Origin of the sequence: Bradyrhizobium sp. Arg237L (genome assembly GCF_029990105.1) — a bacterium.
Classification (GTDB): domain Bacteria; phylum Pseudomonadota; class Alphaproteobacteria; order Rhizobiales; family Xanthobacteraceae; genus Bradyrhizobium.
The window spans coordinates 46,229-71,508 of record NZ_JAQMIL010000043.1; the positions used below are offsets into that span (position 1 = coordinate 46,229).

23 protein-coding genes and 1 pseudogene are annotated in these 25,280 nt (G+C 62.5%); 9 read left to right on the plus strand and 15 right to left on the minus strand.

The window, feature by feature from the left end; genetic code table 11:
• Nucleotides 1–201: 201 nt before the first annotated feature.
• Both OZ411_RS24700 and OZ411_RS24705 read right to left on the minus strand, forming a co-directional pair.
• Nucleotides 202–1,008 carry a hypothetical protein gene (locus OZ411_RS24700; RefSeq protein ID WP_282530038.1) on the minus strand — a complete coding sequence of 269 codons (807 nt, stop codon included), beginning with the start codon at nucleotides 1,006–1,008 and terminating at the stop codon, nucleotides 202–204.
• Between the two features lie 34 nt (nucleotides 1,009–1,042).
• Nucleotides 1,043–2,515, minus strand: coding sequence for an NAD(P)/FAD-dependent oxidoreductase (locus OZ411_RS24705; protein WP_282530039.1), 1,473 nt, complete (start codon nucleotides 2,513–2,515; stop codon nucleotides 1,043–1,045).
• A gap of 143 nt (nucleotides 2,516–2,658) precedes the next feature.
• Between OZ411_RS24705 and OZ411_RS24710 the strand changes: the two genes are divergently transcribed.
• From OZ411_RS24710 to OZ411_RS24725, 4 genes are all read left to right on the plus strand, one after another.
• The gene (locus tag OZ411_RS24710; protein ID WP_282530040.1) at nucleotides 2,659–3,567 is read left to right on the plus strand and encodes a LysR family transcriptional regulator; all 909 of its coding nucleotides are present in this window, start codon (nucleotides 2,659–2,661) and stop codon (nucleotides 3,565–3,567) included.
• Nucleotides 3,568–4,600: 1,033 nt separating this feature from the next.
• Entirely contained in the window at nucleotides 4,601–6,589 is a 1,989-nt protein-coding gene (locus OZ411_RS24715) for a TonB-dependent siderophore receptor (protein ID WP_282530041.1), read from the plus strand.
• Between the two features lie 161 nt (nucleotides 6,590–6,750).
• Entirely contained in the window at nucleotides 6,751–7,011 is a 261-nt protein-coding gene (locus OZ411_RS24720; protein WP_130580031.1) for a GlsB/YeaQ/YmgE family stress response membrane protein, read from the plus strand.
• A 160-nt stretch (nucleotides 7,012–7,171) separates the two neighbouring features.
• Nucleotides 7,172–7,453: a hypothetical protein gene (locus OZ411_RS24725; protein ID WP_130580030.1), complete on the plus strand. Its 282-nt coding sequence runs from the start codon at nucleotides 7,172–7,174 to the stop codon at nucleotides 7,451–7,453.
• An 83-nt stretch (nucleotides 7,454–7,536) separates the two neighbouring features.
• Here the strand turns inward: OZ411_RS24725 and OZ411_RS24730 are convergent, their stop codons facing one another.
• Nucleotides 7,537–8,244, minus strand: a complete 708-nt coding sequence (locus tag OZ411_RS24730; RefSeq protein WP_282530042.1) for a hypothetical protein — start codon at nucleotides 8,242–8,244, stop codon at nucleotides 7,537–7,539.
• Between the two features lie 61 nt (nucleotides 8,245–8,305).
• A complete protein-coding gene (locus OZ411_RS24735; protein ID WP_130580028.1) occupies nucleotides 8,306–8,494 on the minus strand; it encodes a hypothetical protein in 189 nt (62 codons plus the stop codon).
• A 251-nt stretch (nucleotides 8,495–8,745) separates the two neighbouring features.
• On the opposite strand from OZ411_RS24735, the gene OZ411_RS24740 reads away from it, so the two are divergent.
• Complete coding sequence (locus tag OZ411_RS24740; protein WP_282530043.1) at nucleotides 8,746–9,078, plus strand: SMR family transporter; 333 nt, start codon at nucleotides 8,746–8,748, stop codon at nucleotides 9,076–9,078.
• A 124-nt stretch (nucleotides 9,079–9,202) separates the two neighbouring features.
• Here the strand turns inward: OZ411_RS24740 and OZ411_RS24745 are convergent, their stop codons facing one another.
• The 6 genes from OZ411_RS24745 to OZ411_RS24770 all read right to left on the minus strand — a co-directional run bounded on the left by OZ411_RS24745 (nucleotide 9,203) and on the right by OZ411_RS24770 (nucleotide 15,371).
• Nucleotides 9,203–9,898, minus strand: coding sequence for an ABC transporter ATP-binding protein (locus OZ411_RS24745; protein ID WP_282530044.1), 696 nt, complete (start codon nucleotides 9,896–9,898; stop codon nucleotides 9,203–9,205).
• A complete protein-coding gene (locus OZ411_RS24750) occupies nucleotides 9,898–10,647 on the minus strand; it encodes an ABC transporter ATP-binding protein (RefSeq protein ID WP_282530045.1) in 750 nt (249 codons plus the stop codon). Before OZ411_RS24750 ends, OZ411_RS24745 begins: the two co-directional genes overlap by 1 nt.
• Entirely contained in the window at nucleotides 10,644–11,948 is a 1,305-nt protein-coding gene (locus OZ411_RS24755) for a branched-chain amino acid ABC transporter permease (protein ID WP_282530046.1), read from the minus strand. Before OZ411_RS24755 ends, OZ411_RS24750 begins: the two co-directional genes overlap by 4 nt.
• Nucleotides 11,945–12,892 carry a branched-chain amino acid ABC transporter permease gene (locus tag OZ411_RS24760; RefSeq protein WP_282530047.1) on the minus strand — a complete coding sequence of 316 codons (948 nt, stop codon included), beginning with the start codon at nucleotides 12,890–12,892 and terminating at the stop codon, nucleotides 11,945–11,947. Before OZ411_RS24760 ends, OZ411_RS24755 begins: the two co-directional genes overlap by 4 nt.
• 259 nt (nucleotides 12,893–13,151) lie before the next feature.
• On the minus strand, nucleotides 13,152–14,384 hold the full coding sequence (locus OZ411_RS24765; protein WP_282530048.1) for a branched-chain amino acid ABC transporter substrate-binding protein: 1,233 nt from the start codon (nucleotides 14,382–14,384) through the stop codon (nucleotides 13,152–13,154).
• Between the two features lie 273 nt (nucleotides 14,385–14,657).
• Nucleotides 14,658–15,371: a hypothetical protein gene (locus OZ411_RS24770; RefSeq protein ID WP_282530049.1), complete on the minus strand. Its 714-nt coding sequence runs from the start codon at nucleotides 15,369–15,371 to the stop codon at nucleotides 14,658–14,660.
• A gap of 238 nt (nucleotides 15,372–15,609) precedes the next feature.
• On the opposite strand from OZ411_RS24770, the pseudogene OZ411_RS24775 reads away from it, so the two are divergent.
• Together OZ411_RS24775 and OZ411_RS24780 are read left to right on the plus strand one after the other, a co-directional pair.
• Nucleotides 15,610–15,678: pseudogene (locus tag OZ411_RS24775) on the plus strand (DUF2147 domain-containing protein); the annotation flags it as partial.
• A gap of 183 nt (nucleotides 15,679–15,861) precedes the next feature.
• Nucleotides 15,862–17,136: a FecR domain-containing protein gene (locus OZ411_RS24780; protein WP_282530050.1), complete on the plus strand. Its 1,275-nt coding sequence runs from the start codon at nucleotides 15,862–15,864 to the stop codon at nucleotides 17,134–17,136.
• Nucleotides 17,137–17,276: 140 nt separating this feature from the next.
• Here the strand turns inward: OZ411_RS24780 and OZ411_RS24785 are convergent, their stop codons facing one another.
• Nucleotides 17,277–17,987 (minus strand): NUDIX domain-containing protein, encoded by a 711-nt coding sequence (locus tag OZ411_RS24785; protein ID WP_282530051.1) that lies wholly within the window; start codon nucleotides 17,985–17,987, stop codon nucleotides 17,277–17,279.
• 188 nt (nucleotides 17,988–18,175) lie between these two features.
• Nucleotides 18,176–19,045 carry an archaetidylserine decarboxylase gene (asd, locus tag OZ411_RS24790; protein ID WP_130580019.1) on the minus strand — a complete coding sequence of 290 codons (870 nt, stop codon included), beginning with the start codon at nucleotides 19,043–19,045 and terminating at the stop codon, nucleotides 18,176–18,178.
• A gap of 34 nt (nucleotides 19,046–19,079) precedes the next feature.
• Between asd and OZ411_RS24795 the strand changes: the two genes are divergently transcribed.
• Nucleotides 19,080–20,744, plus strand: a complete 1,665-nt coding sequence (locus OZ411_RS24795; protein ID WP_282530052.1) for an aminotransferase class III-fold pyridoxal phosphate-dependent enzyme — start codon at nucleotides 19,080–19,082, stop codon at nucleotides 20,742–20,744.
• Nucleotides 20,745–20,971: 227 nt separating this feature from the next.
• Here the strand turns inward: OZ411_RS24795 and OZ411_RS24800 are convergent, their stop codons facing one another.
• The 3 genes from OZ411_RS24800 to OZ411_RS24810 all read right to left on the minus strand — a co-directional run bounded on the left by OZ411_RS24800 (nucleotide 20,972) and on the right by OZ411_RS24810 (nucleotide 23,706).
• Nucleotides 20,972–21,601: a hypothetical protein gene (locus OZ411_RS24800; RefSeq protein WP_130580017.1), complete on the minus strand. Its 630-nt coding sequence runs from the start codon at nucleotides 21,599–21,601 to the stop codon at nucleotides 20,972–20,974.
• Nucleotides 21,602–21,843: 242 nt separating this feature from the next.
• Entirely contained in the window at nucleotides 21,844–22,536 is a 693-nt protein-coding gene (locus OZ411_RS24805; protein ID WP_028168106.1) for a methyltransferase domain-containing protein, read from the minus strand.
• Between the two features lie 114 nt (nucleotides 22,537–22,650).
• Complete coding sequence (locus tag OZ411_RS24810) at nucleotides 22,651–23,706, minus strand: glycosyltransferase family 1 protein (protein WP_282530053.1); 1,056 nt, start codon at nucleotides 23,704–23,706, stop codon at nucleotides 22,651–22,653.
• Between the two features lie 135 nt (nucleotides 23,707–23,841).
• Between OZ411_RS24810 and OZ411_RS24815 the strand changes: the two genes are divergently transcribed.
• Complete coding sequence (locus tag OZ411_RS24815) at nucleotides 23,842–25,242, plus strand: TAXI family TRAP transporter solute-binding subunit (RefSeq protein WP_282530054.1); 1,401 nt, start codon at nucleotides 23,842–23,844, stop codon at nucleotides 25,240–25,242.
• The last annotated feature ends 38 nt before the right edge of the window (nucleotides 25,243–25,280 follow it).

Consider the following 25,280-nt stretch of genomic DNA (forward strand, 5'->3'; position numbering starts at 1 on the left):
AAGGCAGCTCTAAGCAAAGGAGGGTACACGATCTCGCGCCCAGCCAAAAGAGGCCGTATGCGGAGCCCGGCACGGCAGATCTGGCCGAAACTGACGGCCGAGATATCCGTCGGAGGTCAAAAAGCGAAGTGGGCACGGGCATCTTGGGATATCTGCTGGATCATGATCCGATTCCGTCCAATCGGATCATGATCTAATCCCTCAGCCGGCTTGAAACACCTCGTCAGGCAGGCGTCCCAAGTCTTCGAACTCGACCAATCGATCATCTACAAAGGTGAAGGCGGCAAACGATCCCTTTGCACGTATCTCGACGATGACACGCGATGCGGGCTGGCTATTAAAGACATAGTCGACATGCAGCTTCGTTTCGCCATAAAGCGCTTGGACATCGGCAATCGCCATGCCCGCCCGTGGTCCCTCGAACGAGTCGCGCGGCTGAGGTACTGCAGGCAGGCGAACCTGAAAGATGTCTTGCGGAATGTGTCGTCCGAGCGTCTTGGCGATCACCCGGTCGGCGGCGAAGAATACGCTCACTTCCGGTTCGCCAAGAATATCGTACACCCATTGATCCAGCTTGATACCAAAAAAGGTGTAATGGCAGATGCGGCTCGGCTCTCCGAATGAGCGTCGCACGGCGGTGCTCGCCATGCCCGGCCAAGCCTTTCGGCTGATCAGGGGAAGGTCACTCTTTTCGACTTGAAAGACGTCCAACTTGACGTGCGACACTTTCCCGTCCGAAAGGGTGACCGTGCTGGGAATCGCTCCAAAGAACTCGAGCTTTCGCCGGCTGATCCCGCCGGCATCGTAACCTACAACTCGGGCTGGTTCGCCCATGATGCGGATCACTTCCTGCTCCGTCATGCCAAGATGAAGTTGACCGGCGGGGACGGTGATGAACTCGACATGCGGCGGCTTTGGTGCGTCGGATTGGGCGGCCGCAGCCAGCAAGGCTATCGAAATATCGAAAAAGACGGCCATGGCGGCTGTAATGAAAAGCTTCAATTGCATTGTACACTCCGTCGGCAAATGAGGGGTAGGAGGATTACTGTCTCGACGAACTCGTCGTTTCGTCCGGCTCAGCCTCTGCTTCGACCGCGTAAGAGGCGGTAGAAGGAGCGGCGATGGAGTAAAGTTCGGCGGCATGCACCGCAAAGCCCTCGATCACGAATGCGAACACCGACGACCAGAACGCGTTGACCAGCCGGCGCCTTGTTCTTTTCAGTGCTGGAAGCGAATTCGCGCGGGGCGGCGCGGATTGCGGCGACGCCATTGCGTCGCTGGTCGAATTCTCTCCGGTCGCGATCTGCTCGGTGATGTAGGCGGCATCCTCGCTCACACCGTAGATCAGGCCCGACTTCGAGGTGTGAAGCCATGGAAGGCCGACAAAGAACAATCCCGGATAGGCCGTGACACCGCGCGTCTGACGAGGATACCCGTCGCCGTCGGTGACCGGCAGTTTGATCATCGAGAAGTCGAAGCCATAGCCTGTCGCCCAGATCACGTTGGTAATGCCGGCAACCCTCAGATCGAGCTCAGATAGCAACGGCTGCTCAAATCCATCGCGCAGAACCGGCAGTTCTTCTTCCGGCACCACCATTCCCGTCCTGGCGACGTAGTCATCGACGGCGGTCACAAAATCCGCTTCGGCCCGGTCGGCTGCGGCCAGATTGTCGTGCAGGTCCGGCGCGAGCTTGATGACGCCATCGTCGATGCTGCGGAGGCGGCCAAGCAGCACGACGCCATCACGTGCAAATTGATGCAGATTGAGCGTATGGCCGCCCTTGGTCCCCGATATATGCGGCTTGCCGCCGAACTTGGCCTGCGGCGACGGCAGTTCGCTTACCTTGCGATCGTAGTGGCCGAGTCGAGCGAACCACCAGTTTGCATCTTTCCCGCGGTAACGCCGCGGCGTCCGGCCGGCGCGGCCGACCGCGAGGTAGACCTTCCGCCCCGATTCATAAAGCTCTTCGGCGATCTGGGCACCCGATTGTGCGCTTCCAACCACCAGCACAGCGCCGGATATGAGCTGGTCTGGATTGCGATAGGCGTCGGAATGAAGCTGCCTGATGTGGGATGGAAAATTGCGGCTTGGAGCCGGGATCTTCGGCGTTTGATGGAGGCCAGTGGCCACGATGACATTGCGCGCCCGGATCGGCTCGCGATCCTGGATCCCAACGAGATATTCACCGCTTTCTCGGTCGCGTTCGATCCGCTTGACGCGCATGCCATAGCGCACGGGCAAGCGTCGTGCGAACTCTTCAAAATACGCTACGACTTCATTGCGGGACATGAATCCATCGGGATCGTCTTCCGCGTATTGCACGCCGGGCAAACGCGACTGCCAGCGCGGTGTATTCAGCGCAAAAGAATCCCAGCGATGGCTGCGCCATGCGTGGCCTGGCCGATCGGCCTGTTCGAGGACGACATGGTCCTGGGATCGTCTGTTCAGATAGTAGCTGACGGCTAGACCCGCCTGCCCTCCGCCCACGACGACGGTGTTCACTGCTGTGGTCATCGACTTTCTCCTGGTCTCGCGGGAACGGCTTGCCCGCTGAATTGCTCTTCGTGACGCGGAGGTGTTGTCGACAACCGGCTGCAATAAGACGGCGGATCGGCATATGATTGTTCACAAACCGTGATAAATCGCAGGAGGCGCACATGGATCGGATGGCGAGCATGGCGGTCTTCACGAAGGTGGTCGGGACCGGCAGCTTCTCGGCGGCGGCGCGGGAGATGAAGCTATCCCAGGCGTCGGTGACCAAGCAGATCCAGGAGTTGGAGGGCTGGCTTGGCGTGCGCCTGCTTAATCGCACAACCCGGCGTTTGAGCCTCACCGAGATCGGTACCGGGTTCTACGAACGCTGCACGCGCATTCTCGCCGCGATCGAGGAAGCGAGAAGTGCTGCCGGCGCACTCCAGTCGACGCCCCGCGGGCGCTTGCGGATTAACGCTCCCGTCTCGTTCGGCTTGCTCCACCTTGCGCCCGTCGTGACTGAATTCCTGAAACTTTATCCCGACGTTTCGGTTGAGATGCTCGTCAACGACCGAGTGGTCGACCTGCTGGAGGGGAAGTTCGACGTCGGCGTGCGCATCGGGCGTCTCCGTGACTCGAGCCTGATTGCCCGGCGGATCGCACCGATCCGGCTTGCCGTCTGCGCCGCGCCGGAATACCTCGCGCGGCATGGCGTACCGCAGACGCCGGATGATCTCGTGAACCACAATTGCCTGGAATACACCTATTTCGAGAGCCGCGGCGAATGGCGCCTCCTCGATCCCGCGGGCACTGAGATCGTCGTTCCAGTCTCGGGCCGGTATCTTGCGAACAACGCCGACGTGCTGCGCTCCACAGCCATTGCCGGCGGCGGGATCATCTTGGTCCCCACCTTCCTCGTCGGCGACGACCTGCGATCGGGCCGCCTCGTTCGTTTATTGCCCCATTATCCGCCGCCGGAACAGGCGCTCTATGCTTTGTATCCGCCTGGTCGACATCTCTCGGCCAAGGTACGGAGTTTTGTGGACTTCCTGGTCGTTCGCTTTGGCGGCCGGCCGACGTGGGACGACACCTGATCAGAGGCGAATAGCTCGGTCTTGGCGCCAAGAGGATTGGAACAAGTCGCCTTTGCGTCAAGAAGGGACGTTGCGGCTCACCCGGCACTCGGTCCGCTGTACATTTGAAAGCGGACATCGCAGGCCCAACGAGCAGGTCTGCTTACCAGCGGCTCGGCTTCGAGGTGCTGGGCGTCATACGCGTGGGCGATTCGCCGCCTATGGCGCCGATGCTGCGGCCCGCGCGCTAGCGCATGATCCGGAAAAGTGGAAACCGGTTTTCCCTCGCGCCAAACGCGAAGCGTTTGCGCGGAGATCATGCTCAAACAAAGAGATGAGATCATGATCCGATTCCGTCCATCGGATCATGATCTAGGGCCGCCTTTCGAATAGCCCATCACGGTCAAGCGCTTCTGCTTTTCGCCGGGATGCAACTGATCGTCCATCTGAGAACGGCTCCGTTTTCATGCACTAGGTGATTTCCCCTATGAAAGCGGCTTCACGCGCACGCGTGCTTATCGTCATGTTAGAATCATTCCAATCAACGGTAGCCTTCGCCGTTCCCGCCCGCGCAACTTCGAACGATTCAAAATTTCGGAGGTGGAATTGCACCGTTCGCTTCGTGTTTAAGTGTTGGTCGCCGCGCGCCATGAAGCTCGCGGCCAACAAGGTCATTGGGGCGTAGAGAAACATGATGAGAGTATCGCAGGCGAGGCTTCGGCTATTCGCCTCGACTAGCTATGTCGCGTTCTGTCTGTCCATCGGCGCAGCGGACGCACAGGCGCAGACGGCACCGAGCCAAGGAGGAGCATCCTCTCTGCCTGCAGTTACAGTCGACCCGCCAGAGACGCGACGACGTCCCGCGTCGCCGGCCGCGCGCACGTCCACGAACGCAGGACGGACGCGGCGGACCCAAGCCGCACGCCGGAACGAAACGGCACCGGCCACAAACCCGCCCCCAGCGCCCAGTTTCGGCCCGAGCCAGGATGCCCGCACCGGCACGGTCGGCGTCTATGCCAACAGCACGTCGGTCGCCACGAAGACGAACACACCTTTGATCGACATCCCGCAGTCCGTCAGCGTCCTGACCAAGGAGTTCATCCAGGACCAAGGCTTTCAGACCCTGACGGATGTGACGCGATATGTGCCGGGGGTCGCGATCCACCAGGGCGAAGGCAATCGCGACGAGCTTGTCATTCGCGGCGTGGACTCCAGCGCGAACTTTTATGTCAATGGCTTCCGCGACGACGTGCAGTATTTCCGCGACCTTTACAACGCCCAGAGCGTCGAGGTGCTGAAAGGGCCGAGCGCACTGACCTTCGGACGTGGTGCCGGCGGCGGTCTCGTGAACCGGACGCTGAAGGAGGCAGACGGCACGAGAATTTACCAAGCGACGGCGCAGACCGGCTCCTACAACGACAGGCGCGTGTCGCTCGATGCGGGACAGGCCGTGAACGAGAACATCGCCGTACGGCTGAACACCTTCTACGAGAACAGCAATACGTTCCGCGACTATGGTCACTTCGAGCGATACGGTTTCAATCCGACCGTGACGCTGAAGCCGACCGACGACACAAAGATCAAGCTGAGCTACGAATACTACCACGATGAGCGTCTCGCGGATCGCGGTAACCCGTCGCTCGGCATTCCAGGCGGCGCCACGCGCTTCAACCCGACGGTACCGTTCGCGCCCAATGGCGATCTGACGACGTTCTACGGCAGCCCAATCTACAACCAAGCAAGGGTTGACGTGCAGACCGGCATTGCCGTGATCGAGCATGATTTCGGCAACGGACTGACGGCAAAGAACTCCACGCTCTACGCCGACTACAACCGTGGCTATCGCAACGTCTATCCCGGTGGCACGGGCGGCGGTCCAGGCGGCGGCGCGGTGACGCCGGATCTTACACAGGTGTCGCTCAACGCGTACCAGAACGACACCCCCCGCGAGAACGTCTTCAACCAAACCGATTTCGTGTACAAGACGGCGACGGGACCAGTCTTTCATACCGTCGCGTTCGGCACCGAATTTGGTCGAGAGACCGGCCTGTCCAGGCGCGACTCCGGCATCTTCCCCAACAACGGGAACAGGGCTTTCGACGTCGTCAATCCATTCAACCCGACTTATTTCGGACCGGTGCTGTTCACCCACCTTCCGAGCGACGCCAACAGCAAATACCGGCTGAATATCGCCTCAGGCTATGTGCAAGACCAGATCGAGGCGACCCGCTGGCTGCAATTCTTCCTCGGCGCCCGCTACGACAGCTTTGACCTGTCGGCGTTCGATTTCAATACCAACATCAACCGCAGCAGGGTCGACGAGAAGGTCTCTCCGCGCGTTGCGATTATCGTGAAGCCAATCGACAACCTTTCCGTCTACACCGCCTACAGCACCTCCTTTTTGCCCGCGTCCGGAGACCAGTTCAGCGCGCTGAGCCCGGGGACACTGATCTTGCAGCCGCAGAAATTCGAGAACACCGAGGTCGGGGTCAAATGGAACATCCAGCCCAAGCTGCTGTTCACGGCGGCCCTGTATGAACTCAATCGTACGAATGTGCCGATTGCCGATCCCAACAACCCTGGCTTCTTCTTCGCCAACGGCGCCAACCAGATCCGCGGTTTCGAGACTGCGGTCACGGGTTACGTAACGCCCGATTGGCAAACAGTTTTCGGCTACGCTTATACCGACGCGCGCGTCACCAGCGCGACTTCGTCAACGATCGTGCCCGGCAATCGCGTGCAGCTCGTGCCCTTCAATCAGTTCGCCTGGTGGAACAAGTATCAGATCGATCAGCGATGGGCTGCTTCTCTCGGTATCATTTACTTCTCGGATTCCTTTGCCTCGTCCGACGATACTGTGCGGCTGCCGGGCTTCTGGCGTTTTGATGCCGGCCTGTTTGCAAAGATCGACGAGACATGGAGCGCTCAGCTCAATGTCGAGAACATCTTCAACACGGGCTACTGGGCGACCGCCGACGGCAACAACAACATCTCGCCGGGCCAGGGTCGCACGATCCGCGTGCTGGCGCGGGCGAGGTTTTAGGTTCGCTGCCGGTCGCATCGTGTTCACAGCCGGAATCCCGGCCGCGCCGCATAGCGGTCGGCCGGGGTGTGCACGGCTCCTGTGCAACGCACACACGTTTGTACCAGCGAATCGGCGGGGCGTTGTGATAATATTGGCCCACAATCACGAGGAGTATCCAGATGCCCGAAGCGGAGATTGGCTGGATTGCAGCAATCATAATTGGTGGCTTGGCCGGTTGGTTCGCCGAGATGTTCATGAAGTCCGGCACCGGCATTCTGATGAACATCATCCTTGGTATCGTTGGCGCCGCGTTGGCAAACTGGCTGCTCGGCCTGTTTGGCGTCGCTCTCGGCGGATGGATCGGCTACTTGATCGCCGGATTCATCGGCGCCTGCATCATCATCTTCCTGTGGCGGGCGATCCGGGGCCGCACTGTTTAGACGCCTGGGCTTCGGTTCTGGTTGAATCAGAACCGAGTTCTGGATTCGTCTTTTGACGCGTTTCCTTCACGCGAACGGGCATCCACTTCGCTCGAAAGCGCTCCAGCTCTGCATCTGAACAACTAAAAATCGTTCTACGCGGCACTTAAGGGAGGATTTCGTGGAGCAGATTCTTATCAATCTGGTGGCGGGTGCGATCGGCGGAAACGCGGCCGGAAAGGCGTCCCAGAACTTTGATTTGGGCACGCTGGGCAACACGATCGCCGGCCTCGTCGGCGGCGGCGTTCTCGGTCAGATCATCACGCTCGTATGGCCGGCGATCGCCACATCGATCCAGAGCGGGAATTTCGACATTGGGTCAATCATTGCCCAGGTGGTCGGTGGCGGCGCAGGTGGTGCGATCCTCACGGCCATCGTCGGAGCGATCAAGAACCGATCCTAGAGCATGATCCGGAAAAGTGGAAACCGGTTTTCCGAAAAGATCATGCTCAAATAAAGAGATCTCAGGCCGACGACGAAGGCGCGCTATTCTTCTGGCGACAGACGGACAATCTGGCGCCCGCCATTCATCACCTTGAGATTGTTGACGTACTCCTCAGGACGCTGCCAGCGGTGAGGTACTTTCAATCCCATGAAGCTTGCGATTTCGCCGATGAAGCTAGTGCAATTGAATGTTTCCGCGTTCCAGACCGGTGAATCCGCCTGCAACTTCTTGATGTATGCGAAAACCCGTTTTGCGTCCGCCTCATTCAGGTAAACCCGATAGCTCGCGGTCAGGTAGTCCGGATCTAGATCGCCGTAGCTTGCCCCGGTCTCGGACGGCACCACCGTCAAATGACCGAGTATATAGGCAAAGGTTTCTCCCGCTGGGGTCAGGCCCGCGACGTCAACCGCCCGCTCGCTTGTCTTTCCATACCAGACGAAAGCATGTCCCCAACTCGCCGCCGTTCTGGCTCTGAAGTCGACGTAATACGGGCCCATTGCGGCGCTAGACGCCGACTTTCGTGTCGACCGTGGCGCCGGTTGCGATTCAACGGCCGCGTCACTGGAAACAAGCGCATTCGCATTGGCGGTGCGCTTGTAGGCCTCCCGTTTCTGGGAAGTGGCGCGTTCCGAGCTGGCGCGAGCGTCAGCTTCCTGAGCAGAAGCCGATTGGACTGTGGCCGGGAGCAAAACAGCGAGAGTTAATCCCGCAAGTAAGCATCGTCCTGATCTCGTCAGGCTGTTTACCACGCTTTGCCCCCTTAACCGTCGACGATAAAGCTCAGATTGAACGAGCCGAGTCAGTATCGCGTCAGTAGCGCGGCGCGACAATAGGCGTCTTGCCGACGGGGGTCTTCCCGACCGGGGTCTTGCCAATCGGCATCTTGCCGATGGGAGCCGCCGGATAGGCGGGCACGGGCTCTCGGCGCGGAAGGTCGGCCGCGCTGGCGGCGGTCACCAGAGCAAAGGTTGCGCCTACTGCAATCACGATTTTCTTCACGGTACTTCTCCCCAACTTAGAAAGAACCAGGCGGTAACCTGCGCTCCTCCCGACCATGCACGGCGGAATGCGACCTCAGTGCGGCAGATCGAACCCGTTGGAGCAATTGGTCCACAGTGCGGCACATATGACACACCCCTGATGCCATTCTCACGTGGGCAAGCCGCGGTTGCGACATTCACGTAACGGTGAACGTGACGATTGGAGGGATTTCTGATCATTGGGTGCCTCCAGATGAATGGAGGTTCGGAATGCCCCCCTATGCGGTCCTCGCGCTCGCTATTGTTGTCGAAGTTGTCGCAACGAGCGCGATGAAGGCATCCGCGGGATTTACCAGGCTCGGCCCTTCTCTGTTGGTGGTAGCAGGCTACGCTGTCGCCTTCGTGTTGCTCGCCAAAACCCTTGATCGTATACCGCTCGGCATCGCCTACGCTGTTTGGGCAGGCGGCGGTATCGTACTGGTCGCGCTCATTGCGTGGGCGATCTACGGACAGCGCCCCGACTTTGCGGGCTTCGTCGGGATGGGCCTGATCGTGGCGGGCGTCCTGGTTCTGAACCTTCTGTCCAAGACATCCGTCCACTGACCGGCTAGAGCATATTCGGTTCTGATTGAATCAGAACCGAAGCTCTCCATTCTTTTTTTGACGCGTTTTCTTCACGCGAACCGGTACCCACTTCGCTCGAAAACGCTCTAGGAGCGTAGAACCTCTACACTTCGAGCCATTCCTTGCGAACGGCTTCGTTGGCCCTGAGCTCGTCGGGCGTGCCTTCGAACACGATGCGGCCATGGCCCATGATGTAGACCCGGTGCGAAATCCTGAGCGCGATGGACAGCTTTTGCTCGACCAGCAGGATAGCAACGCCCGCCTTCGCGATATGAGCGATCAGGTCACCGACCTGCTGCACGATCAGCGGGGCCAGTCCTTCCGTGGGCTCATCGATCATGATGAGCTCGGGGTCTCCCATCAGCGTCCGGCAGGTGGTCAGCATCTGCTTCTCGCCGCCAGAGAGCACGCCGGCGGGCGTATCGGCGCGCGCCGCAAGGTTGGGGAACATGTCGAGCATGTCCTGCAGCCGCCATTTGCCGGGCCGACGCGTGTTCTTGATGCCGAGCAGGAGATTCTGACGAACCGTCAGCCCGGGGAAGATATCGCGGTGCTCCGGCACATAGCCGAGCCCCAGGCGCGCGATCTTGTGGCTCGGCAGCCCGGCGATCTCCTGCCCCTTGAAGCGAATCGTCCCCTGAGGCGGCACCTCGCCCATGATCGCCTTGACCGTGGTGGAGCGGCCGACGCCGTTGCGGCCAAGCAGGCTCACCACTTCGCCAGCCGAGATGGAAAGGTCGACCCCTTGGAGGATGTGGCTCTTGCCGTAATAGGCGTGCAGATCCCTGACCACGAGCATCAATGCGCCTCTTCGCCGAGATAGGCTTCCTTGACCTTCGGGTTGGCCCGGATCTCCTCGGGCGTGCCGGAGGCGATGATATGGCCGTAGACCAGCACCGAGATGCGGTCGGCAAGACCGAACACCACACTCATATCGTGTTCGACGATCACGAGCGTACGCCCTTCGGTGAGGCGGCGGATCAGGGCGACGGCGCGTTCGGTCTCCGCGTGGCTCATGCCCGCGGTCGGCTCGTCCAGCATGATGACGTTGGCACCGCCTGCGATGGTGATGCCGATCTCGAGTTCGCGCTGCTCGGCATAGGTGAGAAGCCCTGCCGGCACATCGCGACGGTGGCTCAGGTGGATGTCCTCGAGGATCTCGGCGGTGCGTCGCCGCACCTCCGGCAGGTCGTCCACGTTCTTCCAGAACGCATAGCGATGGCCGGTGGCCCAAAGCACGGCGCAGCGAACATTCTCCCACACCGTCATGCGGGCGAACACGTTGGTCACCTGGAACGAACGCGACAGGCCGCGCCGATTGATCTCGAACGGCCGCAGTCCCGAGATCACATCGCCATTCAGCCGGATCTCACCCGAGCTCGGGCTGAGATAGCCGCTGATCAGGTTGAAGGTCGTGGACTTGCCGGCGCCGTTGGGACCGATGATGGCGTGGCGCTCACCCTGCGCGACACTCAGGTTGAGGTCCTGAATGATGCTCACATTGCCGAAGTGCTTTTCGACGGCACGAACTTCGATGGCTGGCGTCACGCGAGATACCCCCGGTCACGGGCGATGCTGGCGGCACGGTCCCAGGCCTCGGCGATACGCCGCCAGGTGATACGGGCGACGATGAAGCCGCCGACCACCAGGACGGCCGCGATGCCCCAGGTCGTGGGCGCAGTGGTGTTAAAGGGGATGCCGAGAAGCTTGACGATGTTGCCTTCGCCGCCGGTGACCGTGTAGCGCGCCACCGTCTCGATCGACAGGATGACGCCGCAGGCCAGCGCCAACGTCGGGAGTGCGGCGACCAGATAGGACGGGATCACCATGCCGAGCGTCCTGGCGCGGATCAGCGGCCGGTGCATCATCAGAAGGCCGGCGATGCCGCCCGGCGCGAACATCACGATACCGATGAAGATGATGCCGAAATAGAGCTGCCACACGCTGGTCAGGCTGGTCAGCCCGAGTTGCAGATAGGTCACGAGGATCGCGCCCAGGATCGGACCGAAGAAGTAGGAGGCGCCGCCGATGAAGGTCGCGAACAGCACCATGCCGGACTGCACCGCGCCGAGATAGGCGGAGTTCGCGATCTCGAAATTGATGGCGGCGAGACCGCCTGCGATGCCGGCAAAGAAACCGGCAAAGCAGTAGGCGAGGTAGCGGACGACGTGAGGATCGTAGCCGATGAACTCGACCCGCCCGGGATTGTCGCGGACCGCGTTGCAGATGCGCCCCAGCGGCGTGCGGGTGAGCGCGTACATCGCCATCGCCGACACCAGCACCCAGAATGCGATCAGATAATAGACCTGGATTTGCGGGCCGAAGGTCCAGCCGAAGATATGCGGCAATGCCGTGCGATCGGTGCTGATCCCGGATTCGCCGCCGAAGACGCTGCGCAGGATCAGCGACGAGGATGCGACCAGTTCGCCGATGCCGAGCGAGATCATCGCGAACACCGTGCCGGCGCGCCGCGTCATCACCCAGCCGATCAGGAGCGCCAAGCCAAGGCCGCCGATGCCGCCGAGCAGCGGGATCAGGGGGAGCGGGATCGGCCATCCGTGCGCCGTGACTGCATTCATCATATGGACGGCGGCAAAGCCGCCGAGGCCGTAATGAACCGCATGGCCGAACGACAACAGCCCGGTCTCGCCAAGCAGAATGTTGTAGGACAGCGCGAAGATGATCGCGATGCCGATCAGGCTGAAGGAGGTGAGCGAGCCGCCCGAGGAGAAGATCAAGGGCAATACGACGAGCGCAATCGCAGCGACCACCCACAGCCCGTAGAAGCGCAGGTTTTGGCCGGATGGCTTCGCGGCGACATCAGACGCGGAGGTGACGGTGCTGGTCATGTTTCGCGCGTCCCGAGAAGGCCCATGGGACGGACGATCAGGATGACCACCAGCAGCACATAGGGCAGAACCGGCGCGATCTGGGCGATCGTGACATTCCAGATATCGGTGAGGACCGAAGGACCCATGCCCGGATCGAGTGGCCCGAACGTGCTGGCGAGCGAGCCGTTCAGCGCGACCGCGAAGGTCTGCACCAGCCCGATGAAGAGCGAGGCGATGAATGCGCCCGGTAGCGAACCGAGCCCACCGAATACGATGACGACGAAGAGGATGGGGCCGAGCAAGGCGGCCATGTCGGATTGCGTCACCAGCGCCGGACCGGCGATGACGCCGGCGAGACCGGCAAGCGCGCTGCCGACGCCGAACACCAGCATGAAAATGCGCCCGACATTATGGCCGAGATGACCGACCATGTGGGGATGCGTCAGCGCCGCCTGCACGATGAGTCCGACCCTGGTGCGCTTGAGTGCGATCAAGAGCGCGACGAAGATCAGCACCGAGATCGCCAGCATGAAAATCTTGTAGGCGGGATAGTTGGTCGAGAAAATCGTGAAGGCCGGAAAGTCGAGCGCCGCCGGCACCCGATAGTCCACCGGGCTCTTGCCCCAGATCATCGAGACGATTTCTTCGATGGCGAAGGCGAGCCCGAACGTCAAAAGCAATTCGGCGACATGTCCGTGCTTGTGGGTGTTGCGCAGGCCGTAACGCTCGACCGCCATGCCGACCGCGCCCACAAGCAGTGGCGCCAGCACCAGCGCAGGCCAGAACCCGATCCACTTCGTGAGCTGGTAGCCGAAGAACGCGCCCAGCATGTAAAAGCTGGCGTGGGCGAAATTCAGCACGCCCATCATGCTGAAGATCACCGTCAGTCCGCTGGACAACAGGAACAACAGCATCCCGAACAGGACGCCATTGAGCGTGGAAATCACGATCAGCTCAAGCACGGTTCATCCATTAGCATGCCGTGGATTGGTCGAGGCGGTAGCGGATTCACTCCACCTCTCCCGCTTGCGGGGGAGGTCGGCGCGAAGCGCCGGGTGGGGGTTCTCTCCACACATCGGGACAGCGTGAATCGCGGCGACACCCCCACCCCAGCCCTCCCCCGCAAGCGGGAGAAGGGAGCGGCCACTCCGGGAAACAGCCTGCGACGCAAACGCCCGTCCCGCTCCGGATTATCCGGAACGGGAGCGGACGCCGCGCGCATCATGGCCGCGTCATCTTGCAAGTGGTCGGCAGCATGGTCTGTGGCGTGTCGATCTTTGCCGCCAGCCGCCAGCCCCAGCCGGTGTTCTCCTCGTCGAACGGCTCCTTCTCGCTGCGGGTGCCGAATGAGGAGATGTAGATCGGTTGGAAGAACTGATGGTCGTCCTTGCGCATCACGCCGCTGCCGCCATCGAGCACGTCGAACTTCAGGTCTTCGAGCGCAGCGGCGACCTTCACCGGATCGATCGAGTTGGCTTTTTCGGCGGCGGCCTTGAACATGCGCATCTCGTTCACCGCGCGCGGATACCAGAGCGACAGGCCGACCTTGGCGCGGAACGCCTTCTCGAACTCCATCGCTTCCTTGTTGTCCGAGTTCGGGATGCCTTCGCTGATCTGGAACACCTGATGATCGAGATTGGTCTGCTTGATCGCGGTCGGGCCACCGGCGCCGCCGGCGTAATAGGTGTACCAGTTGACCTTGAGCCCGGCATCGGCGGCCGCCTTGAGCAGCAGCGCGAAATCCTGTCCCCAATTGCCGGTCACCACGCTATCGGCGCCCGACGCCTTGATCTTGGCGATATAGGGCGAGAAGTCGGTGACCTTGAGCAGCGGGTGCAGCTCGTCGCCGACGACCTGGATGTCGGGCCGCTTCTCTCCCAGCATCTTGCGCGCCTGGGTCCGCACCGACTGGCCGAACGAATAGTCCTGGTTGATCAGGTAAACTTTCTTGATGGCCGCATTGCCCTTCATGTAGTTGGTCAGCGCTTCCATCTTGATGTCCGAGTTGGCATCCCAGCGGAAGTGCCAGAAGCTGCACTTCTCGTTGGTCAGGCTCGGATCGACCGCCGCATAGTTGAAGTAGAGTACTTCCTTGCCGGGGTTGCGCGTGTTGTGCTTGGTAACGAAATCCGCCAGCGCCGCGCCGACCGAGGAGCCGTTGCCCTGGGTGATGTAATGGGCGCCGGCATCGATCGCCTTCTGGGCCTGGATCAGGCTTTCCTGCGGATTGGTCTTGTTGTCGAGCGGTATGATCTCGACCTTGTGGCCGAGAATACCGCCCTTGGCGTTCAGCTCATCGGCCAGATACTGGAAGGTCTTCAGCCCGCCTTCGCCGACACTGGCGCCGCCTCCGGAGAGAGGATCGATGTAGCCGATCTTGACAGTCTCCTGCGCGTAGGCAGCACCACTGAGCATCGGCAGGGCCAGGGCGATGACCCTCGTTATTTTGAGCATTTTTTGTTTCCTCGCTTGCGTGTCTACTCTGGTGCCAGCGTCTGCTGCGCGGCACAATTTCGGCCATACTGAGCAGATTGATCCCACGTTGACAAGTCCGGCGCCGGCCAGATTCCGGTACCGCGGGCAGAATGGCTCACGAGGGATCTAAATGGCGTAGCTCTATCGGTAGTTCGCGTGCCCTGACCTCGCAATCGCTAGATGCGAGCGCCGCGCCACCGCGATCTGATTTACGTCAGCGGCAGCGGTCCAGGCGCGTGCCCCCAGTCTAACTCACGCGCGAAACTGACGTCGGTAGAGGCCGGGTTCGCGGTCGATGCGGGTGGTGAGGTCGTGCGCCCGCTGCGTCTCTTCTGCGGTGAACGGCAGGGTGCGCACCGTCCAGTTCTCGCGCTTCACCGGAATGCATTGCGCGATCGGCGTGCCCTTTGGCAGCACGCCGCGAAAATTCACGTCGTGCCAGTAAGCGGGAAAGTGAATCCAGTTGTCGTGATAGCGGTCGCAATCGACGAGGCCCGTCAGCGTGGTGAACGGCAGGTCGGGGCGATTGAACGGATGCGTGAACAGCACCGCATAGCCCTCGGGCGCTTCGATCGTCCAGAGATTGTGGAATTTGATCAGGAAGCGATCGGCCTCGAACAAGGGCGTACCGGTCACCTGGCTCGCATCATGAAATCCGATCGGCGAACGCACGAAGCTGACCGAGCCGCCCGGTGGGAGCTCGTTGTCCCAGGTGATCTCGCCGTTCTCGAATCTGAGATCGCACATCAGCGGGATCAGGAAGCCGGACGTCATGGCATCGACAAAGGGCGGACAGCGCTTGACGGTGTTCTCTTCGCGCAGGTTGAGCGCGTTGAATGCCTGCGCCGGCATCGTCTTCAGCCAGTCCGGCAGCCCAAGTGCGGCCCGGATCGGCGGCGGCAACACGCCCTCTAATTCCGCGGGGCAGCGGAAGGTCAGTGTCTGGGAGAGATCGGTATCGGGCACTTTTCTTGGTTATCGTTATTTGCGCTGTCGCTGGTTCGGCGTGCGACGAGGCTGCGCGGCTCCGGAAATCCGCGGCATACTGCCACAGCCGGAACCGGACGGAAGATGGCGAGGCGTGAGGCCTGCCATGCGCCAGGCATGCCGAACATGAATTGTCGGTAATGAAATCCGCGGCAGTGAATGCGAGAGTCCGGAGAGAGGTAACGCAGGGTGGATCGAATGGCCGCCGCCCGAAAACGTGCGCGTCCAGGGCTGCGCCTTCGGCGGCATGTTCTGCGGCGGCCAGACCTGGAAGCGCGTGAGCTGAGAGACTGTCTCCATCGTCATTGCGAGCGCAGCGAAGCAATCCATCCCTCCGCGCATGTGGAAGCATGGATTGCTTCGCTGCGCTCGCAATGACGGCTGAGAGATGGCGCTCCCATTCATCCGGCGTTCAGCCCCGCGCGGCTGATATCGCTACCCTCGCCTGTGGTCTCTCCGGGAATCTCTTGTGACGCCACACCGGTTTTCTCTCGCACTCCTGTTTGCGATCGGCTTGTTGTTGGGCGGCACGGTGCACACGCCAGCCGCCGCAGCCGATTCGACGCAGCTCGCGCAGACGCACCCCGTCCCTGCTCCTGCGCTGGCGCCGGCAACACAGGCTCCTGCCGCGCCGGCGCCAGATGCGCAGCAACCCGCCGCCGAGCCGATCGGCAATGTCGCCGATCTCACCGGCAGCGCCAGCGTCACGCGCAATAACGCGACGACGGCACTGCAGATCAGGGACGACATTTTTGCCGGCGACGTCGTGGAGACACAGGCCAAGTCGACGCTCGGCATCACTTTCAACGATGCCACGACGTTCAAGCTGTCGGCGAGCGCCAGGATCACGATCGACCGCTATGTCTATGACGAAGGCGGCAAGCAGAATGCCGGGATGTTCGACGTCGCCAAGGGCACGCTCGCCTTCGTTGCCGCTGGCGTCGCCAAGACCGGCGACATGCGGATATCGACGCCGACCGCGACGCTCGGCATTCGCGGCACCACCGGCCTGGTCGAGGTGCCCGAGGGCGCGACCGCGACGTCCAACAACGTCGCCATCAAACTCTATCCGGACGCCGACGGCCGCGTTGGCCGGATCGAGATCAATGACCGCGGCGGTGCGCAACTCGGCACGCTGACGCGCGGCGCCAGCGGTTTCACGATCCGGCCGGACGGGCTCGGCGGAGCGCGCTTCGCCGCGGTGCCGCTGACGATGTCGGCGCTGCAGATCCAGCGCGACCGCGGCTTCGTTCGCCAGCTCCAGACCACGCAGAATTTCGGGCGGCAACTCGTCAACGAGCAGCGCGCGTTCCGCCGCGCCAATCCCGGGGTACCCTATCCGAACCGCGGCCAGCCGTTCCGGCCGGGTCCGCAGCGGCAGAATATGTTGCCGGGCCAGCAGCAACCCGGCGGGCCTGGCCGGCAGGGCTTGCAGCAGCGACCGGGCTCGCCGCAGCAGGCGCGGCCGTCGCGCGGCGACCGGCACGTACTGCCCGGTCAGCCCGGCGGCGCCATTTTGCCGCGTAGCGGACAGCAAGGAGCTCCGCAGCAGGGGGGACAGCCGTCACGCGCGCCGCAGCGAGTTGGGCAACCGCCGTCGATCCGCGAGGGACAACCGCAGCGCGGTGGATTCAGGCAGGGAGCACCCGGCGTGCAACGCCCTGGATTGCTGAACCGCCCAGCGGTGCAACCACGACGGCAATTTCCATTGAGAGACGGCAGGAGAGAACGGCGCGGCGATTGAAATTCCGCTCGGAACTCGTAGCCCGGGTGAAGCGAACGCGTAACCCGGAACATCTGCGTCAACGTACGAGCGGTCCCCGGGTTACGCTGTCGCTCCACCCGGGCTACGGCACAGTTCGTGTAGAGAGAGTTTTTGCGCGCTCAGGCGGCGCGGCGGAGCCAGTCCCTGACGCGATCGATGAAATTCCTGCGCGGACGGTGGGCTTCGATGACGACGGGCTCGATATCAGGCGCAAATGACGGCGGGAGCTCGGCCTCCGCCGCGGGAGGTGACAGCGCAGGCTCCGCCGCCTCGGTGGTAGACAGCGGCTCCTCCTGCGCGACGGGCGCATCGAGCTGCGCGGGCTCGGGCACAGTTGTCGGTTCGCTGACCGAAGGCGGCGGCGTGACCGTACGACGCGGCCGCCGCGTTGCCGCCTTTTGCCGCGAGGCTCCGCTGAGGGCTGCAGCCTTCAGCGCGATCGGACCGACATTCTCGAGGAACGCGCGCTCATGATCGCGCGACAGCCGCTCGAGCGCATCTTCGAGCGGCAGCCAGTCGACCGCCTTGATGTCATACATCAATTCGTAGGCCTGCTCGTCGCCCGCTTCCATGCGCCAGTAGTGCACGACCTTGTAACGGCCGCCGGAATCGTAGACCAGCGTGCCTAGGAATTCATGCACGGATACCTCGTGCCCGGTCTCTTCCAGCACCTCGCGCTCGGCGGCCGCGCGCGGCGTCTCGCCGTCGTCGAGCTTGCCTTTGGGCAGCACCCATTCGTTCCGCTTGCGCAGGCGCACGACCGCGATCAGCGGCGTCGCTTGCCGCCGCAGCACAATGCCTCCCGCCGCCAGAACAGGCGCCCGTGCCATCTCTGCTCCCGAATTGCCCGAATGCCGAATCGTGTCGGCAGCATATAGGAGCTTCCGGCGGCAAAATCGAGATTGGATTCTCCGTCATTGCGAGGAGCGACAGCGACGAAGCAATCCACGTTTCCGCGAGCGGCGGCATGGATTGCTTCGCTCCGCTCGCAATGACGAGGGGAGCAGCCTGCGCTCATCTACGCCGAAGGTTTTCTGAGCAGCGGTTCGCCGGCGCGGATGCGGGCGCCGTCGGTAACGTTATCGCAAAATTCGAAATGATCGGGGGCGAGCACGATGATAGTGGAGCCGTGCTCGAACCAGCCGAGCTCGTCGCCCTTGTGCGCGCTGGCATCGCAGGGGAACGTGACGGGGCCCTTGGTCTGCGCATTCAGCGTGCGATCGAGGAAATGCAGGCGGATGCTCGCGACCAGGATCGCGGCGACCGGCACCAGCGTCAGCGGCTCGCCGGTGGAGAGGCGGGCCTCAAGCACCGCGCGCTCGTTCTTGCAGAACAGGCGCTCGACCCGCTTCAGCGCGATCGGGTTGACGTTCCAGACGTCGCCATGGATGAAGGTGACCTTCTCGATCCGGCAATCTGCGGGCGCATGGAACCGGTGATACATGCTCGAGGTCAGCCGCAAGGTGACGAAGCGGCCGTTGCGGTGCTGCTCGACCAAAGCGGGGTCGCCGAGCAGGTCGAGGAGCGCATAGGGCGCGCCCTTGATCTGGAACAGCTTGGTGTCCTCTATCCGTCCATGCGCGCCGATGATGGCGTCCGACGGGCTGGCGATGACGGCGGGGTCGGAATCGAACGGACGCAGCCCGGGCCGCAGCTCCCGCGTGAAACAGTCGTGCAGGCTCTTGAATTCGGTCTTCTTGGCCTCCGACAAATCGAGGTCGGAGAACAGCCGCCAGCAGGCGATCGAGAGGTCGCGCACCACCGGGTTCTCGATCTTGGAGAACCAGCCCATGAAGCGGGTCACGGCCGCCCGGGGGATGCGGTTGGTCAGCAGGAAATTCAGGTCTTCCTGCTGGGTTATCGACGAAATCAGGCCTCGGACTGTCATGAATCTGTTAGCTGGCGACGTTAGCGCTTCTGGCATGGAAACATCCCTTCCGATTCTCTCGCTGTCCGCCGCCGCGATTGCCGGCGCCGCCGCAGCTTTCCCCAAAATTCAGGCCCGCCTGGCGCTGTCGCGCGCCAAGCATCGCTCGCTGACCGGACATTCCAAAATGTCCAAGATGGTCGCGCGGCTGGTGCCCCACTACGAATTCGATATCGACAAATTCTTCGCGGTCGACGGCGCGCCGCGCGAGATTGCGATGCAGCGGCAGGACGGCTTCTTCCGCCTCGGCGGCCTCTACGCCCAGCGCTATGCCAAGGGACGGCAGATGACGGCGGAGGCCGCCCAGCACATCTCCGACCTGCAGTTCACCGAGAGCTACCGGGTGCCGTTCCAGTTCAGCCGGCTGGTGCGCGAGCATCTCAACACCAGCTCCTTCGTGCAGTCGTCCTCGGGCGTCACCGTCACCGATGTCGACGGCAACGTGTCCTACGACCTCACCGGCTCCTACGGCGTCAACATCTTCGGCAATGACTTCTACAAGGAATGCATCGCCGAGGGTGAGAAGCGCGCGCATGCGCTCGGCCCGGTGCTCGGCCCCTACCATCCTGTGATCATCGACAACGTCAAACGGCTCTGCGCGATCTCGGGCCTCGACGAGGTCTCGTTCCATATGTCCGGCACGGAAGCGGTGATGCAGGCGGTGCGGCTGGCGCGCTACCACACCCGCCGCACGCATCTCGTCCGCTTCGCCGGCTCCTATCACGGCTGGTGGGGTGACGTGCAGCCCGGCGTCGGCAATCCGGTCTCGCCGCACGAGACCTATACGCTGGCCGACATGTCGGAAAAGACCCTGCACGTGTTGCGCACGCGGCGCGACATCGCCTGCGTGCTCGTCAATCCATTGCAGGCGCTGCATCCGAATTCCAACGCGCCCGGCGATTCCGCCCTCGTCGACAGCTCCCGCAGTGGCAGGTACGACCGCGCCGCCTATGCCGAATGGCTGAAGAAGCTGCGCGAGGTCTGCACCGAGCGCGGCATCGTCTTGATCTTCGACGAGGTGTTCGTCGGCTTCCGTATCGCCGCCGGGGGCGCCCAGGAATATTTCGGCGTGCGCGCCGACATGGTGACCTACGGCAAGAGCCTTGCCGGCGGCCTGCCGATCGGCGTGGTCTGCGGCCGCAAGGATTTGATGCGGCGCTTCCGCGACGACAAGCCCGCCGACATCTGCTTCGCCCGCGGCACCTTCAATTCGCACCCCTACGTGATGACGGCGATGGACGAGTTCCTGAGCCGGCTCGCCAGCCCGAATTTTCGTTCGGTCTACAATGGGCTGGACGAGACCTGGAACGCCCGCGCCAAGCAGCTCAACGACCGGCTGACCGCAGCAGAGCTCCCGGTCCGCGTCTCCAATCTCTCGTCGATCTGGATGGTCCATTATACCGAGCCGTCGCGCTACAATTGGATGCTGCAATACTACCTGCGGGCCGAAGGGCTGGCGCTGAGCTGGGTCGGCACCGGGCGTCTGATCTTCGGCCTGAACACCAGCGACGCCGACTTCACCGAAGTCGCCGACCGCTTCGTCGCCGCCGGCGAGAAGATGAAGCGCGACGGCTGGTGGTGGCAGAAGCCCGGCGTCACCAACAAGGACATCAAGCGGCAGATTCTCAAGGAGATGCTCGCCAGGAAGTTCGGGCGCTAGGCGCCTTTCTCTCCCCCATCTCTTGTCATTCCGGGGCGATGCGAAAGCATCGAGCCCGGAATCCATTGCGCCGCCTGCGCCTGCCGCCAGATGGATTCCGGGTTCGCGCTGCGCGCGCCCCGGAATGACGGTGCCAGTGACAGGGCCTGAGACAAGGATGCCCGGGACGAGCCCGGGCATGACGTAAGTGAACACAGCAAAGTCAATTTGTTGTCGGCAGCAGGCGCTCAGGCGTGCTTCTCTTCCAACTCGCCGGCCAGGTGGAGGCCGGGATCGATCAGCTCGCCCTTCAGGAGCGCGAGCGGCGCCTTGTGATAGAGCATCAGGTCGTGGAAGGGGTCGGTGATGATCTTGGTCATCCAGACGAGACCGGTCTCGATATCGCGGATGAAGAACAGGTGCACGGTGCGGAAGAGCAGTCCGCCGATGCCGACCGCGAGCCAGATCTTGGCGACCTGACGGGTGAAGTCGAACACCGTCTCCCAGGGCGTGAACAGGCCGAACAGGGTCGGATCGGCGAAGAGCACCAGCGGCGACAGGGCCCAGATCGCCATCAGCACGACCTTGCGCTGCAGGTTGTAGCCGACCTTGATCTCTTCCTTGTGCTCATGGGTGGCCTGATTGATGTGGTCGTAACCCCGCGGCTCGAAGAAGAAGTGACCGGCCTGGCGCGAGGTCATCGAGACCAGCCAGCCGACCAGCGCCGAGATCGCCGGATCGAAGAACAGCATCACATAGGCGAACAGGAAGCTCAGGGCGCTGACGAAGTGCAGGCTCTGATTGATTCGGCTGTGATGATAGTAGCGGTGGTCATCCCAGCGCTGGGTACGCAGTTCCTGCAGAAAATTCTTGAACATTCTTTCCCCCAAGAGGATTTCGGGACGTGCTTACAGAGATTCGATGTACGGCGTGTGACATCATCATAATGACATATGACAGTGTGCAGCGACGCGGTGACGCAACGGAGCAACGGGTGTGAGACCCTATCCCCTCATCCTGAGGAGCGCGGAACGCGCGTCTCGAAGGATGAGGCCACCAGCGGGGGCCTCATGGTTCGAGACGGCGCTGCGCGCCTCCTCACCATGAGGGTCGGGCAAGCCTACGCGGCTTTAGCCACCTCAGCCTTGCGGAAGCGGACCAGCGAGAAATGGCCGAGCGGCGGGATCAGGCGGCGCTCCGCCAGCTCCACGCCCTTGGCGCCGGCAAGCCACTTGGTGTAGCGCGACCAGGCGAACTCGGCGGTGCGGAAGCCGAGCGGACGCACGACCGGCTGCAGCTTCTGCTCGATGAAGCGGCGCACGCCGGCATCGGCGCTGACGCGGGTCAGGATGATGAGCTCACCGCCCGGGCGCAGCACGCGTGCGAATTCATCGAGCGCGGCTTCCGGATTCGGCACGGCGGTGACGACATATTGCGCCATCACCACGTCGAACGAGTTGTCGGGGAATTCGAGCTTCTCGGCGTCCATCACCGCGAGCCCCTCGATATTCTTCAGGCCGAGCTCCGCAACGCGCTTCTTCGCCTTGTCGAGCATCGCTTCCGAAATATCGGTGCCGAAGATGCGGACATGCGGCGCGTAAAGCGGCAGCGAGATGCCGGTGCCGACACCGACCTCGAGCACACGGCCGCCAATCTTGTTGGTGGCCTGGATCGCCGCGGCCCGGCCCTTCTTGAACACGCCGCCGAACACGAGATCGTAGACCGGAGCCCAGCGGTCATAAGCCTGCTCGACCGTCTCGCGATCAAAATCCAACTGGCTGCTTCCGTCGAGTTTGATGATGTTGTCTGCCATCGAAGATACGCCTTCTAGTTCTAGAGCGGGGTGACTCTTCATCCCGCTCTCTCCTCTTGTTTAAGCATGATCTCTTCGGAAAACCGGTTCCCACTTTTCCGGATCATGCTTCGATTAACCTTGCACCGCGCTCCGGCCGGCGACGCGCCGGGCCGGACGCAACACCCTGCTCGGCTGCAACGCCGAGAGATTGCCGATGAATTGCCGCGCACTGTTCTCCCAGGAACGCTGCAGCGCGAAGTTCCGGCACGCCTCTCGCGACATCGTGAGCGCACGCAGGCACGCGCTGCGCAGATCGTCATCGATCGCGCCGATCGGATGATCCGATATCACGTCCTTTGGGCCGGTGACCGGAAACGCCGCGACCGGCGTGCCGCAAGCCAGCGCTTCAAGCTGAACCACGCCGAAGGTGTCGGTGAGACTCGGGAACACGAATACGTCCGCGGCCGCGAGATGCGAGGTGAGGTCCTGCCCGGTCTTCTCGCCGAGGAAGACGACGTTCGGATATTTGCGCTCGAGTTCCGCTCGCTGCGGGCCGTCGCCGACCACGACCTTGGTACCCGACAGATCCAGCGACAGGAACGCTTCGAGATTCTTCTCCACCGCCACGCGGCCCATGGCCATGAAGATCGGCCGTGGCAGATCGAGCTTGGCCGGATGATCGGGATTGAACAATTCGGTATCGACGCCGCGCGTCCAGAAGCCGAGCTTGCGAAAACCGCGCTCGGCCAGCTCCTGGCGGAGCGAGACGGTGGCCACCATCGTCATGGCGCCAGCCGCATGGAAGCGGCGCAGGAGCCAGTAGCCGACGCTGGCCGGAAGCCCCGTGCGGACCGACACATATTCCGGAAAGCGCGTCGTGTAGGAGGTCGTGAAAGCGAGCTTGTGGCGCAGGCAATAGCCGCGCACCGCCCAGCCGATCGGGCCTTCGGTCGCGATATGGATCGCCTCCGGCTCGGCCGACTCGATCCGCCGGGCGATCTCGCGCCGGTTCGGCAGCGCCATGCGCAGCCCCGGATAGGTCGGCACGCCCACGGACGGAAACCCTTCCGGTGTCAGGAAAGTGATCTCGGCGCCGAGCCCTGCCGCGCTACGCTGCAGTGACGTCAGCGTGCGCACCACGCCATTGACCTGCGGATGCCAGGCGTCGGTTGCAACTAATATCCGCATCTCGAAAACCCGAAGCGTTAATGATTCTTCGGGTCAGAAGTTCTGACATTGATATTTCAGGCGTATGACGTCATCGATCTGTAAGGAAGGTTTTTCGGGCAGCTCACACGCTTTTTCGGCTAACATGACAGAACGATGTCAGAGACGCGCGAAGATCCGGCTCCAAAGCGCCCGCGGCGGAAGCGAAAAAACTATTCGCTGCTGATCCTCGCGGCCGGCCTACTCCTGTTCGGCGTTGCCGCCAGCACGCTCTATTATTTCGTGCGGCCCGTTACGCTGACGATCGCGGTCGCCCCTCCCGGCAGCGACGACCAGAAGCTGATCCAGGCGCTGGCGCAGACCTTCGCCCGCGATCAGAGCCCGGTGCGCCTGTCGACGGTAGTGACGGAGAACGCCGCGGAAAGCATCGCGGCATTGACCAGCTCGAAAGCGGACATGGCGGTGGCGCGCGCCGACCTCAATCTGCCCGCCAACGCCGATGCGGTCGCGATCCTGCGCAAGAATGTCGTGGTGCTGTGGGCGCCTTCCGGCCTGCGCGCGAAGGGATCGAGGCGACCGCCGACGCCAAAGATCAAGAGCCTCGACGATCTCGACGGCCATCGCATCGGCGTGATCGGACGGACGGACGCCAACGTCACGCTGCTGCGCGTGATCCTGCGCGAGTCCGGCGTCAATCCCGACAAAGTCGCGGTGACGCAATTCGCCATCAACCAGACCGCCGAAATGGCGCGCGATATGACGCTCGATGCCTACATGGCGGTCGGTCCACTCGACAGCAAGATCACCGCGGGCGCGATCGCCGCGACGGCGGCCGCACGCGGCCAGCCGAAGTTCCTGCCGATCGACGTTTCCGAGGCAATCGCCGCGAAGCACCCGCTCTATGAATCGGCGGAGATCGCGGGAAGCATCTTTTCATCCTCGCCGGCCTGGCCCGACGACAAGGTCGAGACCGTCAGCGTCGACCATCTCATCATCGCGCTGCATTCATTCTCGGACACCGCGATCGGCGCTTTCGTCCGCCAGCTCTTCAACGTGCGCCAGCAGCTCGCGCGCGACGTGCCGGCGGCCGCGAACATCGAGAAGCCCGACACCGACAAGGACGCAGCACTGCCGGCACATCCGGGTGCAGCCGCCTATATCGACGGCACCGAGCGCACCTTCATGGACAAATACAGCGACTACATCTGGTTCGCGATTCTGGGCCTGTCAGGCCTGGGATCGGTCGGCGCCTGGCTGCGGCATGCCTGGCGCCGCAACGAGCGCGACCGCTATCTGGATCATCGCGACAGCCTGCTCGAATTGATCACCAAGGTGCGGCAGGCCGAGACGCCGGAAGCGCTCGAGAAGATGCAAGGCGAGGCCGATGGCGTGCTGCGCGAAGCGCTCGACTGCTACGATGACGGCGCGATCGAGGAAGGCGACCTCTCCGCGATCGGGCTCGCGCTCGACCAGCTCCACCACGCCGTCGCCGACCGCCGCGCCATGCTCGGCATCGCTCCGCCGGACGCGCCGCGCATGCGAGCGATGCCGGGTTGAACGATCGCGATCCGTAGCCCGGGTGGAGCGTCAGCGTA

Bases quoted from the DNA above. Each gene is read 5' to 3' on its own strand.
- OZ411_RS24720 (WP_130580031.1), top strand. From the start codon at position 6,751: ATGCCCGAAGCGGAGATTGGCTGGATTGCAGCAATCATAATTGGTGGC.
- OZ411_RS24815 (WP_282530054.1), top strand. From the start codon at position 23,842: ATGTCAGAGACGCGCGAAGATCCGGCTCCAAAGCGCCCGCGGCGGAAG.
- OZ411_RS24710 (WP_282530040.1), top strand. From the start codon at position 2,659: ATGGATCGGATGGCGAGCATGGCGGTCTTCACGAAGGTGGTCGGGACC.
- OZ411_RS24795 (WP_282530052.1), top strand. From the start codon at position 19,080: ATGGAAACATCCCTTCCGATTCTCTCGCTGTCCGCCGCCGCGATTGCC.
- OZ411_RS24705 (WP_282530039.1), bottom strand. From the start codon at position 2,515: ATGACCACAGCAGTGAACACCGTCGTCGTGGGCGGAGGGCAGGCGGGT.
- OZ411_RS24800 (WP_130580017.1), bottom strand. From the start codon at position 21,601: ATGTTCAAGAATTTTCTGCAGGAACTGCGTACCCAGCGCTGGGATGAC.
- OZ411_RS24745 (WP_282530044.1), bottom strand. From the start codon at position 9,898: ATGCTCGTGGTCAGGGATCTGCACGCCTATTACGGCAAGAGCCACATC.
- OZ411_RS24755 (WP_282530046.1), bottom strand. From the start codon at position 11,948: ATGACCAGCACCGTCACCTCCGCGTCTGATGTCGCCGCGAAGCCATCC.
- OZ411_RS24810 (WP_282530053.1), bottom strand. From the start codon at position 23,706: ATGCGGATATTAGTTGCAACCGACGCCTGGCATCCGCAGGTCAATGGC.
- OZ411_RS24765 (WP_282530048.1), bottom strand. From the start codon at position 14,384: ATGCTCAAAATAACGAGGGTCATCGCCCTGGCCCTGCCGATGCTCAGT.
- OZ411_RS24740 (WP_282530043.1), top strand. From the start codon at position 8,746: ATGCCCCCCTATGCGGTCCTCGCGCTCGCTATTGTTGTCGAAGTTGTC.
- OZ411_RS24785 (WP_282530051.1), bottom strand. From the start codon at position 17,987: ATGGCACGGGCGCCTGTTCTGGCGGCGGGAGGCATTGTGCTGCGGCGG.
- asd (WP_130580019.1), bottom strand. From the start codon at position 19,045: ATGACAGTCCGAGGCCTGATTTCGTCGATAACCCAGCAGGAAGACCTG.
- OZ411_RS24700 (WP_282530038.1), bottom strand. From the start codon at position 1,008: ATGCAATTGAAGCTTTTCATTACAGCCGCCATGGCCGTCTTTTTCGAT.
- OZ411_RS24805 (WP_028168106.1), bottom strand. From the start codon at position 22,536: ATGGCAGACAACATCATCAAACTCGACGGAAGCAGCCAGTTGGATTTT.